The organism is Paenibacillus nasutitermitis, from assembly GCF_014641075.1.
GTDB classification, from domain to species: Bacteria; Bacillota; Bacilli; order Paenibacillales; family Paenibacillaceae; genus Paenibacillus_Z; species Paenibacillus_Z nasutitermitis.
Genome location: NZ_BMHP01000002.1, coordinates 1,359,747 through 1,378,959, shown reverse-complemented (window position 1 = coordinate 1,378,959; position 19,213 = coordinate 1,359,747). Strand labels below are relative to the sequence as shown.

Below are 19,213 nucleotides of genomic sequence, written 5' to 3'. Positions count from 1 at the left end.
GGTATCTTCTTGAGACAATAAATAGTGTATAAATTTGAATGTTGTCGAGATAGACCGATATTGAAGGATATAATTATTAATTATTGAATATAGTCTTCAAGTACAAAATTCCAAGTGTTAGAGAGTTGAAATACAGGAGAACGAGATGGTTCAAGTGTCAGAAAGGAAGTGATTCTATGTTTTATATTGTTTTAATTGTCATACTGGCTGCTTTAATTATTCAATCCATTTACCTTGTATATTACAAAAATCAAATTAAGGATATCGGCAATCAATTATCGTTTATATCGGAGCATCATTCATTCAAAATGATTCAAACGCAAATTAGACCCAAAGAAATTCATAAGTTAATTGATTTATGTAACGAGATGCTTCAGAACCAACGAAAGCTGCAGCAAGACTTCACTCGAAAAAAGGAAGAAATTAACGCGACCATTATGAGCTTGTCACACGATTTACGAACCCCGCTGACTTCACTTGACGGCTATCTTCAATTAGCGGAACGATCCGAGAATGTTAAAGAGAAAACAAAGTATGTCATGATGGCTAAGACTAGAATGAAGCAGATGATTACACTTGTAGACGAGCTATTCCTATATACCAAGCTTAAAAACCCTGAATACAATATTGAGCTTGAACGGATTGATGTGATTAAAGTGTTAAATACACGTCTGTTTACGTTTATAGATGATTTTTTAAGGATTGGTTATGAACCAAATATCTACATTTCGGAAACACCTCTATTTATAGAGGGAAATGAAAGTGCTCTGGAAAGAGTTTTTGAGAATATTGTTAAAAATTACTTTGTACATAGTGAAGGTCCTTTAAGTATTCGTTATGAAGAGAAGCAAAACGAGGTGTTGTTTCATTTTTCCAATGCATTGAAGCGAAATCAATTGCTTGATCTTGACCAGATATTTACTCGCTTTTACAAAGAAGATCCAGCACGAACTAATCAATCTTCAGGACTGGGACTTTTTATAGTTAAATCACTAATGGAGAAAATGAATGGTTATGTGCAGGCTGACCTGAAGGATAACCAGTTATGCATTAGCTTGGCTTTTATGGGAAAGGAGAATCGACGTGCACAATGACACAAGTCAGCCTAAAATTCTAATCGTAGAGGACGATGAGCATATTAACAATATTATTTTTGACTTGCTTCTAAAAGAGAAATTTATGTGCACGCAAGCATATTCTGGCAGCGAGGGGATCTTGAACGTCACCCATAACGAGTATCAGCTTATTATTCTGGATCTCATGCTGCCTGGTTTGTCGGGAGAAGATTTTATGCGTCAACTAAGAATAGAATTAAGCTCTGACATCCCCGTTATAGTACTATCAGCAAAAGACAAATTGGATAATAAATTAAATCTGTTTAAGCTGGGAGCTGTTGATTATGTCACAAAGCCGTTTGAGGTGGAGGAATTGCTTGCCCGAATTCATGTACATTTAAACAGAACATCACGTACGGAACCCGTCACGCGGTATAATCATAAAAATTTATTGTTAGATAGCAAAACGATGAATACCAGAGTGAATGATGCAGATTTGAAACTTACAAGACAAGAATACAAGATTCTCGAGTTGCTAGTAAAAAATCCTACTAGGGTGTTTACAAAGCAGGATCTGTATGAACTTGCATGGGAAGATATTTACATAGGTGAAGATAAAACCATTACTGTTCACATTAGCAATATCCGTAATAAAATCAAAAGGGTTGACGAGGAGGCTTATATTGACACCATTTGGGGCATTGGTTTCAGGCTGGCACCATAGGGAGTGCCTTAAACCGGCCCTAATCTTCTTTGAACTTTCTTAATCATTTATTGACGATATGTTAGCTTCTTTTTGTTATTTTTTGCTAAGGGGGTGCGAATATGGCTGATACAATTATTGAAGTGAGTCAATTAACCAAACATTTTAAAGGGAAAACAGCAGTGCACAAAGCAGATTTCAAAATAGCTAAAGGGGAAATTTTTGGTTTGGTTGGCCAGAATGGAGCGGGAAAATCTACCTTGCTAAAGATGATTGGAGGTTTGATATACCCAACTTCAGGAGAGATTAAATTATTTGATCGTGCAATGAACAATAATCACCCTTATTTTGAACGAATAGGACTACTCATTGAAAATGCAGGATTATTTCCCTATTATAACGCATATGAAAATTTGGATTTAATATCCATTTTATATGGACTGACTAATCGCGAAAGGCATATTAAGAGGGTACTACAGCTTGTCGGATTGGATGCTTCAAACAAGACCAAGGTGAGAAATTATTCGATGGGAATGAAGCAAAGACTAGGGATTGCTGCTTCGTTAATTGGAAGTCCGGATATTTTGATTTTGGATGAACCGATCAACGGTTTGGATCCACAAGGAATTTCCGAGATAAGAAAATTGATTTTAGATTTGAATAAAACAGGAATAACCATCATTATTTCAAGTCACATTTTAGAAGAATTGTCGAAAGTAGCAACTCAATACGCAATCCTACATCAGGGAGAGATCATTGAAAACCATTCTAGGGAGCAATTGCTGCTTCAGTGTGAAGATCGCATTGAAATAGAAGTAGAAAAAGTAAGCTCGGCGGTGTCCATCTTAGAAGAACAATTGAATATTAATCATTACAAAGTTATTAGTGATCGTATTGTGTATGTATATAATTCACATATTGAAAACCAGCATATCATTAAGAGCTTAGTAGAAAACGGAGTATCTGTTCATTCGGTCACCAAGCATAAGCAAAGCTTAGAACAATACTTTTTGGCAAGGATAGGAAGTGAGGGTGGGAGCCGTGATTAATATTCTTAAAATGGACTTTCACCGTTTTAAAACAAATAAAATGCTTTATGTATTACTGCTGATTTTTTTCGCATTTCAAACATTCGGTATATATATGTTGAAAAAATACGAGCAACCCGGAGAAAGTGGAGGTATGCCGATTAGCTCGATGAATGAAAGTCAGTTCATTCAAGTCATGATGTCTCAAACCCCATTGTGGATGCTGATTTATATTGCTGTATTCAGTGTTTACTTCTATATGAGTGAACATAACTCTGGGTTTTATAAAAATTACATCTCCATGAAGAATGCGCGGAAATACTCCGTTATTTCAAAAATTTTAATTTCAGGTTTATTCACTTTGCTTATGTTTATTGTCATGATCGTTGCCGATATGATCGGAAGATCAATTTTCTTTAACAATGTAACAATTGGAGATAGTATTTATTTTGCGAAATTGTTGATAGGCCAATTTTTACTTCATTGGGCATTTTCAATTGTAATCTTATGCATCTCCATCATTAGTAAAAGCTTGATTGCTAGCATTGTAATTGGATTTGTTCTATCGTTGAATGTTTTTGGAATGATTGTAACTGTCTTGGAATCCATCATTGATGACGTTCATTTGTCCTCTTTCTTAATAGTAAATACGATCTTAAGCGCAAGAGATTTTGATAATATAAATGATCTTGTTCATGTAGCTAGCGTGTCGATTGTATTCATTCTTATATTTTCATTTATAGCCATCAGATATAAGATCAAAGAGGATCTGAAATAGTATTTAGGGCTGCGCAACTAACAAGCACGGGGGCCTAGATTAGTTGGCGCTTCGATTCCGCCTAGCTCCACCATACTTTTAATTCAGAAACGGACAGAGGTGCAGTATTTTTGATTGTGTTGAAGCATTCCACACATGTGGAGTGCGTGGTAGGATATGTCGAGTCGATACCTAGAAGTCCTTAATTATCATTCTGCGAAGTATGCGTCGTTTACGACTGATGGCAGCGACTTCAGAAATAAGGTGCTGAAGGATAAAATTGAGTTTTCTATCGTAAGGGATTTGAAATAGGTGGATACATCCGATGACTTTTAATTGAAATTGAGAATATCCAAGAGAGCATCCTAAAGTGGGGTGTTCTCTTTTTATATATAACGGCGGAATGGGAGCGCGCATAAATCACTGGGCAACTCCGTTGAGCGGTTCCTTCCCGTCACCGTTCACAACGAAATTTTCTCAGACGTCATTTATTGACGTATTTTTGAAAAAGATGACCGAGAAATGATTTGAATATAAGTACAATAAAACTGTGAGAATATTCTGAAATAAGGAGGATTGAAAATGATCTATTTAAGGAAAGTTCGCTTAACCGCTTCAATTGTTTTCCTGTTTACTTTGATTGTAGTCGTATGCTTGCTCGACTCACGTGCCGCATCGGCTGCATCAGGGCCGCTAGTGCCTTCCATTACGGATGTCGAAGGAGATTATGACTCCGCGATTAGGGAAACTACGCCGCGCAGCGACGGAAAATATCATATAGACACTCCGGCAACGATCAACAGATTGTTGGAGTTAAATGTGACGACTTACGGTTACTTGCTCGACTCCTACAGAGGCACCGAGGACTGGGAGAGCTTGCGTTTGGAATTCATGCCTGCCGCACAAGCCGCCGGCATCAAAGTGTGGGTGTATTTAACGCCGCCTTCGGAAGGCATGTCATTGCCGTATGGAGGAAACTACACAGAGTGGGTAAAGCAAATCGCCACGTTGGCAAACGCTTATCCCAATCTGCAGGCGTGGGTTATCGACGATTTCACTGCGAACCTTAGCACATTTCCTGCAGCGAACATGATCGCTCTCCAGAATTACGCGCATACAATCAATCCGCAGCTCGCCCTGTTTGTTATCGCATATTACGAGCAGGCAACAAGTTCCTTCGCCAACACCTATAAGAATGCAATCGACGGCATTATTTATCCTAATGCAGAACGAACGCATTTGAATCTATCCTCCTATATCGATACACTTTACAACAATATGCATCCCTATAATATTCCGATCTACATTGCCCCCTATGGCACATTTTCCAATTACACATCGATGAAATCAGCGGAAACGATAGAGGCCGAGATGGATATCGCGTTGGCAAAGCAAGCTTTGGGAAAATTGCAAGGGATCATTGTATATTGCACGCCCAAGCTAACCACCCCCGAAACCTGGCTGATGCCAAACGACCCCCATTTTATGCCTACGGACCAAGATTGGTTTTACGAATTCACGAACGATGAGTTAACCATTCCATGGGCCACGCACAATACGGCGACAGGAGCCAATTCCACCGTGCAGCAGACAGCAACCGTAACGGCGCCGACCGATTCAAGCATTGCGTTCGATGCCTATTCGTATGCGCCGAAAGGATACAACTACGGTAGCGACGGGAATATTGCCCGCATCTCCTACCCCGGGAATACGCCCGGCGCAGCCGGCATATACGGAGAGCTGTCCCAGACTGTCTCCGTCACGGATGGAGCGAACTCGTCCGTCACATTCAAAGTAAAGGATGATTATACCGGGGGTACATCGGGATACATCTTCAAGCAATTACTCGTGGACGGCGTTGTGGCCTGGCAAGAGGACGTTGCCGGCCAGAACGGAAATTGGGAAACCGTCACCGTGAATTTGAGCCCCTATCTGACGGGCAAATCGACGGCAAAGATTCAATTGCGTCTGAAGAATGCCGCGGCAGTTCTGTATTTTAAAGTCGCTGCCTCATGGGACGATATCGTGGCCACAGGCTTCAAGGTCGCCAATCCTTATTTCGACGGGGATACCGGCTGGACGAAGTCGCAGTCGACGACTGCAAACGCAAATTCATTCAACATCAACTGGCCTTGGGGGAAAACTTCCCTTGCCGGGGCTGCCGGTTCCAAGGTCAAGACGGCGACAATCTCGCCTGCCAGTCAATACAAACTGGATCTGAAAGTCAGAGATGACTATGTCTTTGCGGTTCCCGGCTATCACTTTATGCAAGTATTAGTCGATGGCGTATTGGTATGGGAACGGGATGTTTCGGAAGGAAGCGCGGATTGGCAGACAGTAAGTCTGGACTTGACCAGCAAACTGACAGGTAAATCGACGGCCGCCATTACATTCCGTGTCTATGAAAAGGGAGCGGTTAACAATTTTGGGGTGAACACAGAGTGGGCCATTACTTCGACAACTGGCTTTACCTTGAATGAAGGGACTTTTACCAGCGCTTTCGGAACGTCGGATACGTGGGTTTATTCGAAAAACCCCACACTTTCCATCTCCTACCCGGCAGGTGTGGCGAGCTCCAACGGAAGCCAAGGCGGCGTCAACATGGGCGTGGCTGTCACGCCAGGCCTGGGGAATAAAACACTAGACTTTCAGGTGAGAGACGATTATAACTCCGCCTCTTATCCGGGTTATCACTTCGCGCAGGTTGTCGTAGACGGCGTTGTCGTCTGGGAAAGGGATGTGGCGGGCGGCACTACGGCATGGCAGTCGGTTCATCTAGATTTGACCAGCGCATTAGCCGGCAAGCTTACAGCCAATATAATGTTCAGGGTGTACGATAAGGCGGGTGTAGCCTGGTTTCCGGTGAACGTAGACTACACGAATATCGTGGCTTCCGGATTCACCTTGAATAATCCGACCTTCCGATCGACCGGCGGCTGGACCTATTCAGACAACAATGCGGCCAACCTAGGACCCTATACGACGGAAATCGTGACGCAAGGACCGGGTATGGTGCTGCTGCAGATGCTCGTTGACGGGCAAGTAGTGTGGAGTCAGGACGCATCCAGACTGAGCGCAAGTCCTTGGGCCAGGTACAAGGTTGATACGTCCCCCTACACGGTAGGGAAGAGCTCGGTAGAAGTCAAGTTCCGCATGTATTTCACGCAAGCCGTCAGCGGTATGGGCGAGATTATCCGAATTGATAATCTTGCGGTCACGGGGATGACGATGCAGAATTTGAGCTTCGAGGATACGACCGGCTGGACTTCGACGTTTACAGATCAGAATGTGACGACGGGTTATGGCGGGCCCAAACGCGGCATAAGGGTATTCGATATTGTTCAAGCCCTATATCAATGATGCGGCTTGCCCAGATGCAGACCCGGCTAGCTCGAAGTTTGTCTGAATGCCCTTGGTGACATTCCTGTCTGTTTCTTGAATACGCGAGAGAAGGTACGGAAGGATTCGAACCCCGAGTTGACGGAAATGTCCAGTATGGACATTTCCGTCGTCAGCAAGAGCGACGAGGCGCGTCTGACTCGCAATGTATGAATATAATCCTGGAAATGTATATTCAATAGCTTCTTAAATAAGCGGCTGATATAGGCGGAACTAACATCGATTTTTTTACATAATTCGTCTTGCGTAAGTTCATTCAAATAATTGTTGTGTACGAATTGGATGATTTCCCAGTCCGATTTTTTCTTATTCGCATTTAAATGGTTAGGATAGGTATGGATGGTGGCAGAATGGGAGCGTGCATAAATGACCAGAGCTTCGATTACTTTGGAGCGAATCACGCTATATTTTCCTATATTGGAGCTTTGGTACTCATTGAATAACGTTCTGCAAAGCTGATTCATTTCCAGGGCTTCACTCTCGTTCAGATCGTTGTAGGACGGGAGCTTATTGCCTGTCTGGAGCAAGATCCGACCAAGCTCGGCATCCGTCGAGGATTCGAAAATCAGGCTGATATCGAACATGCAGCAAAAAAGCTGGAGCGGGGTTTGCGGGTTGCTATGGATTTCATGGATATGGTGTGGCAGCAGGAAACTGATCGATCCGGGCTTTATTTTGTGGGTAATTCCGTTAAGCGTTTCCGTTCCATAACCGTTTATAACGTAAGATAACTCAAGATAATCGTGATGGTGAAGCAGGATGTCGTTCTTGATCAGATTGAACTTGCAGTAGAACGGAAGTTGCCCCTTTTTGAGGCTCGCATAGCTTACGGAATCCTCGTATTCGATAAACACCGTCATCGTCGCCCCCCATGATATCCCTACTTGGCTTGAGGTGATTAAACCGTACAATCCGCGTACCGAGCAATTACATCTCTTTTCTTGCGTATTACTGCGCGTTTCCGAAGGAGAAATTGTCCAACCATTCCTCGCGAACCATGCTTCCGGCCCCTACCAAAGCGCTGCTCTCTTCGTAGTGCGAGAGAATAATTTGCAAATCGCCTAAATACTCCGGGAACCGACCTGTCAATTTTCCCTTGAGCTTGTCGATAAAGTGGGTGCCGAAAATGTTGTACGCACCGCCGATGATGATAATGTGCGGATTCAATAGCCAGACTGTATTAATAACGGCGATGCTGATATGCGAGATAACAGCATCGATTTCCTTGAGCAACCATGCATCCTTCTCCGACCACCGGGTTAGTAAAAATTCAGGCGTCACTTCCTCAGGAGCAAAATGGCTTCGCGCGACAGCTATCAGGCGCTTCCAGGAAATCAGCTGCTCCAGGTTGCGGCCGTCGCTTACAATCATTTGCCCGATTTCTCCGGCAAACTCCTGCGCACCGCCATAAATGTCGTTGTTGATCGAAATCGCGCCGCCAACGCCTTCTCCCAGGTACATAAAGAACACAGATTTCGACTCATAATGATCGATATGCTGCACTTCCGCCTTGGCAGCGTATTTAACGTCTTGATCGATCTGAATCGGAAGCAGGAATTGTTCCGAGAAGAAGCGGTGGATGCTGAGCTCGCCAATCTCCGAAATCAGCTCGTTCGTGACGCGATCCTTCCGTTGGTTATACGGGCCCGGAACCGAAATGCCGATCCCGATCAATCGCTGCCCCTCGAATTCAGGTTCGACAACTTCCTGTATTTGCTTGCAAAATTGGATTAAATTGCGTTCGTAGGACAGCGCGTTATCGTATTCATAAAACACAACTTTCTCCGATATCAAGGCCAAATTTTTGACAGCGAAGGAAAATTGCTTCGAGGTCAGGTCGATACAGATCATCTTTCGTGCATCGGGTTGAAATATTAACCTATTCGGTTTGCGGCCTATGGTGCGTTTGTTGTCCTTCACCTCGACGATCATGCCGGTTTTCACGAATTCCTCGATAATGGAAGAAACGGTGGCGACGCTCAGCTTCACTTTGCGCGAAACATCGATCCGAGTTGTAGAATCATGAGTTGAAATCTCTTTAAACACCCGTTTTCGATTCTGAATTTTTATCTGATTGATATTCATGCCTTCCAAATCCTTTCTCTGTCTCATAATGAGCGGATCAGCCGTTTGTGCTCCGATCACGGTAGAGGTTAGCGCTACCGGGCTTGCCAAGCCCATAATTAATCTTGCCACGATATCGTTATTGTCCGAACTGGCGGCAACTTCTCTTTCCAAACCCGCAACTGTATGCCGCTCGATGCTCCGACTATAGAAGCATTCAATCCATTCTTGCGACTGTTTGATCTTTGAAATATCGCTTTACTCAACGAATCAACTCCGTGCCCCCAATAAAATGCTCGTGGGACATAATGGCAGACGTAAATCCCTGTCAGCGCAATATCGTAAGCGCTGCCATGAACACCGAGCAGCCAGCCCTTTGGGACGATTTTAGTACGAAAAAATTGATATTTCAATACTTATTTTATTATATAAAAAAATATAAAAATTAATTTAAAAAGCGAAGGGTTTTGTCTTGTTTGAGCAAAATATGGCCGAGGCGCGGTTTTCCTTCGTGATATAGTCAAACCGCTTGGCAGTACAAATGAAATAATTGTAAGGGCTTACGGCAGGGTAGTTGCTAAACAAAACACAGGGAGGCTTAATTCAATGAGGAAAGGAATCAAGCAATGGATCACCACCGCAACCGTAGTACCTATGTTAGTTGTCTTGCTTGCCGCATGTTCTTCCGGTGGGAACACCAACCATGAACCATCACCATCGCCTAAAGAAAATAGTCCGGCCCCATCTTCGAATCAAGCAACAGAGCAGCCGTCGGAAAAGAAGATGGAGATGACCATGTTTTACTCGGATTCAGGTTTGGTTGTTGATCCTCCGAGCACGGATCTGAGCAACAACCCGTACATCAACATCGTCGAGGAGAAGGCGAATGTCGACCTGAAGGTTGAAGTTCCGCCTTATTCCGACTTTCCAACCAAGTTCAACCTGATGCTGGCATCGGGAAAACTGCCGGATATCGTGCATACTTATACGCCGGGCGAAGCTTATAAGGCCGCTCAGGAAGGCGCTTTTATTGACTTGAAGCCTTACTACGACAATTCTCCGATTATCCAGAAATACATTACGCCGCAAATGATGGAACTGGCCAAAGACCCCATTAGCGGCAAATACTGGCGCATACCGATGGCCTACGACAAAGGTCCTCAAGGCGCAGGCATCTATACTCGCTACGATCTGGTCGAGAAGTATAATGAAGGCAAATGGCCTGAATCCGTGGAAGAGTGGATTGAGTTGATGCGGAAGATCAAGAAAGCCGAGCCGAATTCGATTCCGATGAGTACGCGCGTTGTTGGAGACTATGTATTCATTTATGGAGGAGCGGTCATCTTCCAGATGTACGGGGCGGCGCCGTATGGGAATCGGATACAAGACGGCAAGGTCATCCCGAATGTCGTGCTTCCTGAATATCGCGCCGCCGTTGAAACGATGCGCGGGATGTATGAGGAAGGCCTTCTCGACAAGGAATTCGCCACTACCGAATCCGAAAGCTGGTTTACCAAATGGAACAATAACAATGTGCTATTCCAATGGAACAATGCAGATCAATTGCTCGCGGGCGCTGCGTATTATCGAACACAAGGAACGGAACAGCAGAAAACACAAAAATTCGAATTCGCGCCTCCGCTCAAGGAGTCTCCTACCGATCTGAAGTACACGATAGGCGGGCAAGGTATTCCGATCTCCACTCATGGGTTGTATATTTCGGCGTCCAGCAAGGATAAAGACCGCGCCTGGAAGGTCATTGAAGCTTTCGCTTCCGACGAGCTGCGCGAAGCTATTTTCTGGGGCAAGGAGAACGAAACGTACACAGTTAAAGATGGCATGCGGGTGCCGATTGCTGACAAAATTGGAGCCAAGGAACGCACCTGGCTGAAATCGCTGGCGTTCATCTACGGATTCACTGATGGACAGGATGCGCAATTGGCAATCAACGAGCAACTGATCGGAGATTCGGCTTACTTCAATGAAGTCCAGGCCAGCATCAAGAAGCTCGGAGAAGAAGCGGCGAATGTGGGCCTTAGCTCCCCGATTGGATATGTGGAGCCGGAAGAAGTCGGGAAGAAAACCCCGGAAATTATTCAGGCCATCAATAAATTCACCGTCGAAGCGATCATGGGTCGAATCTCGATGGAACAATTCGACAAAGAGGTCAAGGCCTGGGAGCAGAAATACCGCAAGTTCAAATATGATCCGCTGCAAAAATTCATCGACGAGAACAAAGATCAGCAGATCGCGTTGGGTTACCAAATGGCGGGTTGGTAGGAGTGATTTTCTTGCAGAATGTAGACAATGCCTCGAAGCCTGTTCGGAGCAGGCCAGGGCGGAGGAGTAAAGTTCGGTATCGGACTTTACTCTCTCTATACGCCTTGTTTGCACCGACGGCAATCCTGTTGATTGTGTTTAACTACATCCCGATATACGGCATTATAATCGCCTTTAAAGATTACTCTGTATTCAAGGGAATCATGGCTAGCGATTGGGTCGGGCTGAAGCACTTCAAGTATTTCCTGAACGATGACAAGTTCTGGATTATCTTTAGAAATACGCTGGTGATTAATTTCTACGATCTCTTGTTCGGGTTCTCAGCGCCGATCTTATTCGCTCTACTTGCGAACGAGCTGTACAGTAAGAAGTTTAAGCGGAGCATGCAGACAATCTCGTATTTGCCTCATTTTCTTTCGTGGATCGTGGTTTCCGGCATCTTCTATTCGATCTTGTCCCCACAATCAGGGCTGTTCAACCATTTTCTAGAATGGTTCGGATTCGAGCCGATTTATTTTATGACCGAACCGAGCCTCTTCCGTGGATTGCTTGTTTTTGCGGAAATCTGGAAAAACGTTGGCTGGGCGGCGATTCTCTACTTTGCCGTCATTGCCGGCATTGATACGAACCTGTATGAGGCAGCCTGGATCGATGGGGCCAGCAGGTGGCGGCAGGTCATTCACATTACGATTCCGCATCTGGTGCCGATGATTATGTTATTGTTCTTGCTTCGATTAGCCAGTATCTTTGATGTCGGTTTCGAACGTATATTCCTGATGCAAAATCCGCTCGTGTACGATGTGTCCGACGTCATCAGTACCTATGTGTATCGGGTTGGGCTTGAGCAGTCCCAATTCAGCTTGACGACCGCAATCGGTTTAACGCAGAGCTTGCTTGCTTTCCTGCTGCTTATCATTTCCAATCGATTAGCCAAGAAGTTAACCGGACTCGGTTTGTATTAAGGAGTTGACGAATCTATGCATCGTTACGTATCGCCGTCCAGGTTTCTGTTTCAACTGTTCAACTATACGTTCTTTGTTGTGTTCTGTATTTCGATACTTGTGCCGTTCATCAATGCCATCGCCATCTCGTTAAGCAGCTACAATGGCGTACTGTCCGGCAAAATCGGGCTATGGCCGATTGAATTCCAGTTGGATTCTTACATCAAGCTTGCCGGAAATGTCACTTTCCTGCGGTCGTTCGCAAATACGGTTTTTTTAACGGTTATTAACACAGGGCTTTCCGTCACAATATCCCTGTGCGGTGCTTATGCGCTGTCCCACAAAAACTTCATTGGACGAAACGCGGCCTTTACGTTCATCCTGATTACGATGTTTTTCAGTGGAGGTCTGATTCCCACTTACCTGTTGGTCCTTGGAATCGGACTTGGCAATACGTTCGGTGCGCTTATTTTGCCTGGTCTGGTCAGCGGGTTTTATATTATCGTGTACAAGAACGTGATCGATCAGTTGCCCAAGGAGTTGATGGAATCCGCTGAAATAGACGGAGCTGGTGAGTGGCGCTTGCTGTTCCGTATCGTTCTCCCGCTTGTCCTGCCGATGACGATGGCTTTTATTATTTTCAGCGCGGTCGCGTATTGGAATCAATGGTTTAACGTGCTGCTTTATATCAAGGATAAGTCGATGTGGACCTTGCAATTTCAGCTTCGCGAAATTTTGACAACCGCTCAGTTGATGGATGATCAGCTTAATCCGGTTGGTCAGCAAGTTATCCATCCTGAAAATTTAAAAATGGCCGCGCTCATGATCACGATCCTGCCGATTATCGCGGTGTATCCTTTCGTGCAAAAATATTTCATTCATGGACAATTTGTCGGCGCTGTAAAAGGATGAGGTATCCTGAGGCGTAGAGGAATAGGGAGGAACAACATGGAAATGCATGCATTGTATTCCATTGAAGCAGAGCCATGCCGCAATTTCTGTATTCTGGGATCGACTGCATTCATTGATCCCTTAGACAATCGGGAGAAGTTTGTTTTGTCCAACTTCTCGGCCGGTTCCGTCGGCAATCTTGTGTTTATCGATACAATTACTGGCGAGGGCGAATCGATCCCGCTTCCGGGAGATTCCGGCGCGTGGGCGCTGCTGTGGATTGGCGAGCATCTTATCGTCGGAACCTGTCCGGATTACGGCTACTTGCACAGCCTGAATTTGATGACCCGGCGCTGGGCCGAGCCGCTCCGAATCGATTCGGAAACCTATATATGGAATTTTGTCCTTGGTACGGACGGTATGGTATACGCCGGAACTTATCCGGGTTGCCTTCTGCTGCGGTACGATCCAGCCGCGCATATGTTGACCAGTCTCGGCCGGGTTTCCGACAATCCTGTTAATTTTTACAGCCGCAACGTGTTCGCGATCCCGAATCGCATCCTGATCAATGTCTGCTGCAACGAGCAGTTCGTCTCGGTATGGTCGATGGAGGACGGCACTTTCACCCGATTGGGTGATTACGGCGAAGCGGTAATCGAAGCGGATGAAACCCGGATTTGCACGGAATTCGAAGGAACTCGGCGCTTCTATAGCAGCAGCACGCTCGAGATGATCGATATTGAAGAGGGAACGGCTTTAGTGACTCAGGTCGAAATGACGGTATTGGATGGCAAACGGATCGCGGCTTTGCGCTTGCCGGGCGGGGGAATGGCCGGAATCAAAGGGCAAGATTATTTCATACAATATGCCGAAGGAGAGGAGCCGGTATGTCGTCCGATCCCGACATCGGCGCCACCTACGCGCATTCATACGCTTACTTCCGATTCCGATGGAGTTGTGTGGGGATCGAGCGGCTTTGGACAGACGATATTCCGTTACAATCCGCAGGACGGCTCTTATTGGAATTCGGCGGCGGTTTGCGATAGCGGCGGCGAGGTGTATGGGATGGCATTCGTGGGCAGGGAGCTGTTTATGGCTTCTTATGCCGGCGGCGACCATGTGGTTTACCGTCCTGACGAAACGTGGAATCAATACGACAACCTGAATCCGAGGACGCTTCAACCGGTCGCCCCGAGCCTGATCCGCCCGCTGGCCAAATCCGTCATCGGCCCGGACGGCGCCGTCTGGACGGGGTGGTCTGCCGCATACGGCGTCTACGGCGGCGGGATTTCCCGAGTCGACCCGGTCACGAAGGAAGTAACCTCATGGCAGGGCCTTGTGCCCGGACAGCAGGTTAGCGGATTGGCAGCCGACGGGCGCTATCTGTACTTGACGACCAACGGAGCCGGCAACGGACTGGCCTACAAGGAAGACGAAGGCTGCTGCTTCATGGTGTGGGACCCGGTTTCCGGTGCGGTCGTTCACCTGCATCGCTTCGAGCCCGGCCCCATTGCCGGCTTGGTCCTGTATGCGCACGGCCTGGTATGGATGCGTACAGGCAATGAAATTGCGGTATTCGATCCGGCCCGGATGGCCTTCGCCGCAACGGTCCCGGTAAATGATGCTTGCGGATGCATGGTAGCGTACAACGATTCCAGCGTGCTGGCGTTTGGCGAAACCTCCTTGTATCTGATTGATGCCAGCTCCATGCAGATCGCAAGTCTCGGCGATATTCCATCTCAAGTAACGACAGCCACGGTAGTCCCGGACGGCTCGATTTATTTTAATCAGAACGGTACACGGCTTTTCAAGCTTCATGCAAGGGGATGATCTTGAATGAGAATGGCTCGCGTAGGCGTGCTCGTAGATGAACGCATGGCGGCCAAGCGCCGCCGTTACGGTTTGAACGTATTCGAAGGCTATATCACAGAAGTGTTGGCTCATGCTGGCATTCCTTATCGATTGCTTCATTCGCTCCTCGAGTGGAACGGGAACGATTGGGATGTGATGATCGTCGCTTTGGATGACGACAATCCCGAAGATCTGGAACGCCTCTATCGTTGGGCAGAGGCGGGTGGCATCGTCATTGCTTATGGAGGTCTGAATAAGCTTGCTGGCAGGCTCAATTGCGTCTGTCTCAGGCCGATGAATGAAGTCTACGCGCATCTGCCGTCAGTTCCTTCGGGAGAGTATCCGCCGCTGCGCGCTTTTCGGGCGATTCCCTGGGAAACGCCGGATGCATCGGAGATACGGATCGAATCATCTGGCCATGTTTCCGAGAGAAGCCCGCACGCCTCGCGTGACGTTGATCTTTTGCAGCGTTTCGCCGTCGGCCAAGGCACGATCGAGAGATTCAGCGTGAACATCCCTGCCGCGATCGTCGCGCTTCAACAAGGCTTGGAGCCTGTGCTGAAGGACGGCCTGCCCGCTGCGGACGGCAGCGCGGCGCTGGATGAAGGCATTCTGAAAGCTGATGACGGCATGGCGCTCGATTGGGAGTGGGATCGGCTGCATACCGAGACTGGTCAGGCTTACTTGGCTTATCCGTACGCCGACTATTGGCGGGAAGTTATTATCGGACATCTACTGGAGACGATTGTGAACAAAGACATGACGCTGCCGTTCATCGGATATTGGCCGGACGGCGTGAAGAGCGTCGCCACGATCTCGCATGACAGCGACGGCAACCTGGACGAATATGCATGGAGCACATTGGAGCTGCTTGGTCATCATCAACTTCAGTCAACATGGTGTATGCTCGAACCGGGTTACAGCGCTTCTGTCTATCATCGCATCCAACAAGACGGTCACGAATTAGCTCTTCATTATAACTCGCTTCAGCTGGATAATCGAATTTGGGATCAAGCGGAGTTCAATCGTCAACTGCAATGGCTGCAAGGCGCGGCGTCATCGGATAGCATTCGAACGAACAAAAATCACTATACACGGTTCGAAGGCTGGGGCGAATTGTTTCGTTGGTGCGAGGAGGCCGGTATCGTCGTCGATCAGACGAGAGGGCCGAGCAAGGGAGGCAACGTCGGTTTTCTGTTCGGCACTTGTCATCCCTTCTTCCCGATCGCTTGGTCGGAAGAAGACAATCGGTTGTATGAAGTGCTGGAAATCGGATTCCTTACCCAGGACATGGGGATCGGTCTACCGTGGGCGGACGACAGCATTATCGCGCCATTGCTTGCACGTACGATGAGCGTCGAAGGGGTTGCCCACTTCTTGTTTCATCAAATTCATATCCATACAAAGCCGGCCGTCGTCGAAGCGTTCAATCGCGTCGTTCGCGAAGCGCGTCAGGCCGGATTCGTCTTCTGGACATCGGCGCAAATTTACGAATGGGAAATGCGGCGCCGGCGAATTCGGATTACACATGTGGACGAGACGGGACTGGCGTTGGTCGAAGACGGCACAGCGTGCCGTGATGCCGTTATCTGGATTCCGATACACGCCAATGCAGGGAAGCAGGATGGCGAAGAAGTACGATTCGGCGTGCGCTGCATGAAGCAAGTCGCGCAGATGTCGTCAGCGCCAAGGGAGGAATAGCCGAGTGGACAATCGATTAGCGCTTCATGGCGGCCCCGAACAAAGACGACCCCGCTGGGAACCGGTAAACGATTCGGATTGGAAGAAGCCCGGGAACTGCTGGAAGCATTGGAGCAGAACACGCTGGTCCTCAGTGAATATAGCCTTCCAATTTTAAAAATATGATAATCAGTTATTATGATGGCAGAAGCTTTCGGAGTTCATTTCCGAATGTTTTTTTACAATTTGTGGCGCTTTCCTTTCGGAAAGTGGTTTTGTGCGAATCAATGTTTAGCTGCGACACGGGACACCTTTTTCGCGTTAACTCAGGTTATTTGAGCATAGTATCCAATAATTAAGACGCCTCTGTCACCTTTGCGGTAACAGAGGCGTCCTTTAATTCACGTTAGATCTCTTGCTTCTTCCTGAATTCGTTTGGCGGAACTCCCATTCTTTTTTTTGAAAGCACGGGAATAATAAAACGGATCTCCTATCCCGACAATACGGCAGATTTCACTGAGACTGAGATCGGTTTCTTTCAACAGCGGCAGAGATTTCTCAATCCGGAAGCACAGCAAGTAGGTTTGTGGTGAGACTCCCATGATTTGAGAGAATAGTTTGGAAAAGTAGGTTCGATCAAGCCCGATATAAGTGGAAATATCCGTAATGCGGAGCGAACGGTGATAATTGTAAGAGATATACTGCAAAGCCTTCTCCTTACTTTTTATTCGAATCAGTGACCCGCGGATTGACCATGCCAAAGATATGATACGGTGTTATCCCATTTGCAAATAGGCTATCTACCAACTTGACCAATTCTTCCGACGAAAGATCTTTGCCGTTGCGTATCCATAGGCGAAACATAGATATTAATGTAGATATGTAAAACTCAATTATGTATGGTGCTAAGACATCATTTGTTGGAAAGTCCACAATCAATCTCTCAAAAGGAATTTCTCTTTTCAGGCGTTCAACAAAATGAACAGAACCATAGTCGCCCAAGAGGGCTTTAAGAACTGAAATTTCCTCTGCATTTCCCAAGCATTGAAGTGCATCTTGGAAAGTATGTGTAGAAAACTCTCTGCTTGCCATATCCTCGTTAATGGATTTCAAGACACGCTCTTCAACGCAGTCCAACAACTCATAGATATCCGTAAAGTATTGATAAAATGTACTGCGATTATATCCTGATTGGTTAGCAATCTCTTGAATGGATATTTTTTCAATTGGTTTTTGGCTATATAAATCACAGAATACATTTATAAATGTTTGCCTTGTTTTGTCCGTAATTTCAGGATGCTTATTCATAATGTGCCCCCATTTTCTGTTCAATCGATTATCCGACAGATATTAATAATCTGATGGTTGATGACCGTATTGTGAATGCATACAATATTATTATACAACACGTTGTTGGATCATCAACAAGGATTATCAACTATTTTAGGGAGGCTAATATGAGAATTTTATTCTTCGGTAGAGGTGTAATATCGACCCAATATGCTTGGGCTTTTGAAAAGGCAGGGCATACAGTTGAGTTTTACGTTAGAAAAGGGAAAAAAGAAACCTTCGGAAGCAACATAGAGCTTGAAATGTGGGACGCACGAAAAGGGAAACAGCTAATAAAAGAAAGCTGGAACGTCAAACTGCATGAGGAGATGAGCCCAAATTATGATCTCATTATTGTGAGTGTCAACACGGAACAACTTCCAGAAGCTGCACAATTACTATCGACTGCTGCTGGAAACACCCCTGTCCTAATATTCAATAACGTTTGGCAAGATTTGAAATCATCGATCTCACCATTGTCTATGAACAATGTTGTTTTTGGGTTCCCAGGAGGAGGCGGCGGCATTGCGGACAATAGGCTTAGAGGTGGCTTTTTGAAAATGCTATTTCTGGAAAAACCACGGGCAGGCACTGAACATATTAACAACAAGGTCAAAGAACTATTTGAAAGTGCCCATTTTAAAATTAGTTGGGTAAAGGATATGCAAAACTGGCTATGGAATCACTTTGCCATGAATGCGGCTATGGAGACCGAAGTGTTAAAACTGGGAAGTTTTCCAGCTCTCATGAATCATAGTGACTCATTCGCAAATGTTGGTAAGAATATGAGGGAAATGATCCCTGTACTTAAAGCAAGAGGCGCAAAGATTGATACGATTTCTCTACTGTTGACTAAGATTCCACCTGTACTTCTCGGCACGCTTTTTAAGAATGTTATTTTTGCAAAGGGCAGCTTACCACGACTATTCATGGAATACAACAATAGTAAAGCAGGTTTTGCGGTACTTGAAGTTGTGAGAGAAGCAAAAAAGTTAGGCATACCTTTACCACGTCTTACTATGGCATTTGAAAATACTGAACATCACAGAGCTATTGAAAATTTCATATCATAAAAATTTGCAGGATTCTCTGTCATCATGCGGATAATTTTGACCTTAGATTCTATTTTGTTCCAAGCCTTTTCTTCATTGAGCTTAGCTTTTGATTATCGTGGTATGCACCCGCCCGTATCACAGCGTTAATACCATGAAGATTTTGTACGCTTTCTATGGGGT

General features: G+C 45.9%; 15 protein-coding genes. 11 read left to right on the top strand and 4 right to left on the bottom strand.

Translation table 11 applies throughout. The features are described from left to right. The first annotated feature begins 176 nt into the window (after window positions 1-176). From IEY46_RS16475 to IEY46_RS16455, 5 genes are all read left to right on the top strand, one after another. Entirely contained in the window at window positions 177-1,094 is a 918-nt protein-coding gene (locus IEY46_RS16475; RefSeq protein WP_188993051.1) for a sensor histidine kinase, read from the top strand. Continuing rightward, window positions 1,084-1,779, top strand: coding sequence for a response regulator transcription factor (locus tag IEY46_RS16470; RefSeq protein ID WP_229750327.1), 696 nt, complete (start codon window positions 1,084-1,086; stop codon window positions 1,777-1,779). The genes IEY46_RS16475 and IEY46_RS16470 overlap by 11 nt, the downstream gene beginning before the upstream one ends. Before the next feature lie 101 nt (window positions 1,780-1,880). Continuing rightward, entirely contained in the window at window positions 1,881-2,807 is a 927-nt protein-coding gene (locus tag IEY46_RS16465; protein ID WP_188993050.1) for an ABC transporter ATP-binding protein, read from the top strand. Beyond that, window positions 2,791-3,564, top strand: coding sequence for an ABC transporter permease (locus IEY46_RS16460; protein ID WP_188993049.1), 774 nt, complete (start codon window positions 2,791-2,793; stop codon window positions 3,562-3,564). The genes IEY46_RS16465 and IEY46_RS16460 overlap by 17 nt, the downstream gene beginning before the upstream one ends. 561 nt (window positions 3,565-4,125) lie before the next feature. Further along, window positions 4,126-6,903, top strand: coding sequence for a hypothetical protein (locus tag IEY46_RS16455; protein ID WP_188993048.1), 2,778 nt, complete (start codon window positions 4,126-4,128; stop codon window positions 6,901-6,903). Window positions 6,904-6,929: 26 nt separating this feature from the next. Here the strand turns inward: IEY46_RS16455 and IEY46_RS16450 are convergent, their stop codons facing one another. Together IEY46_RS16450 and IEY46_RS16445 are read right to left on the bottom strand one after the other, a co-directional pair. Further along, entirely contained in the window at window positions 6,930-7,802 is an 873-nt protein-coding gene (locus IEY46_RS16450; protein ID WP_188993047.1) for an AraC family transcriptional regulator, read from the bottom strand. A gap of 88 nt (window positions 7,803-7,890) precedes the next feature. Continuing rightward, window positions 7,891-9,180 carry an ROK family protein gene (locus IEY46_RS16445; RefSeq protein ID WP_229750326.1) on the bottom strand — a complete coding sequence of 430 codons (1,290 nt, stop codon included), beginning with the start codon at window positions 9,178-9,180 and terminating at the stop codon, window positions 7,891-7,893. Between the two features lie 432 nt (window positions 9,181-9,612). Between IEY46_RS16445 and IEY46_RS16440 the strand changes: the two genes are divergently transcribed. From IEY46_RS16440 to IEY46_RS16420, 5 genes are read left to right on the top strand one after another with little or no spacing between them, the layout of a single operon-like run. Then, complete coding sequence (locus IEY46_RS16440; protein WP_188993045.1) at window positions 9,613-11,286, top strand: extracellular solute-binding protein; 1,674 nt, start codon at window positions 9,613-9,615, stop codon at window positions 11,284-11,286. An 11-nt stretch (window positions 11,287-11,297) separates the two neighbouring features. Beyond that, entirely contained in the window at window positions 11,298-12,248 is a 951-nt protein-coding gene (locus IEY46_RS16435; RefSeq protein ID WP_229750325.1) for an ABC transporter permease, read from the top strand. A 15-nt stretch (window positions 12,249-12,263) separates the two neighbouring features. After that, complete coding sequence (locus IEY46_RS16430; RefSeq protein ID WP_188993044.1) at window positions 12,264-13,139, top strand: carbohydrate ABC transporter permease; 876 nt, start codon at window positions 12,264-12,266, stop codon at window positions 13,137-13,139. Window positions 13,140-13,175: 36 nt separating this feature from the next. Further along, the gene (locus IEY46_RS16425) at window positions 13,176-14,948 is read left to right on the top strand and encodes a ligand-binding sensor domain-containing protein (protein ID WP_188993043.1); all 1,773 of its coding nucleotides are present in this window, start codon (window positions 13,176-13,178) and stop codon (window positions 14,946-14,948) included. Between the two features lie 6 nt (window positions 14,949-14,954). Beyond that, window positions 14,955-16,670 carry a polysaccharide deacetylase family protein gene (locus IEY46_RS16420; protein ID WP_188993042.1) on the top strand — a complete coding sequence of 572 codons (1,716 nt, stop codon included), beginning with the start codon at window positions 14,955-14,957 and terminating at the stop codon, window positions 16,668-16,670. A gap of 380 nt (window positions 16,671-17,050) precedes the next feature. Here IEY46_RS16420 and IEY46_RS16415 read toward each other — a convergent pair whose 3' ends face one another. Beyond that, window positions 17,051-17,356 (bottom strand): helix-turn-helix domain-containing protein, encoded by a 306-nt coding sequence (locus tag IEY46_RS16415; RefSeq protein WP_188993041.1) that lies wholly within the window; start codon window positions 17,354-17,356, stop codon window positions 17,051-17,053. A gap of 10 nt (window positions 17,357-17,366) precedes the next feature. Continuing rightward, entirely contained in the window at window positions 17,367-17,957 is a 591-nt protein-coding gene (locus tag IEY46_RS16410; protein ID WP_188993040.1) for a TetR/AcrR family transcriptional regulator, read from the bottom strand. Between the two features lie 149 nt (window positions 17,958-18,106). On the opposite strand from IEY46_RS16410, the gene IEY46_RS16405 reads away from it, so the two are divergent. Further along, a complete protein-coding gene (locus IEY46_RS16405; protein WP_188993039.1) occupies window positions 18,107-19,051 on the top strand; it encodes a ketopantoate reductase family protein in 945 nt (314 codons plus the stop codon). Window positions 19,052-19,213: the final 162 nt, after the last annotated feature.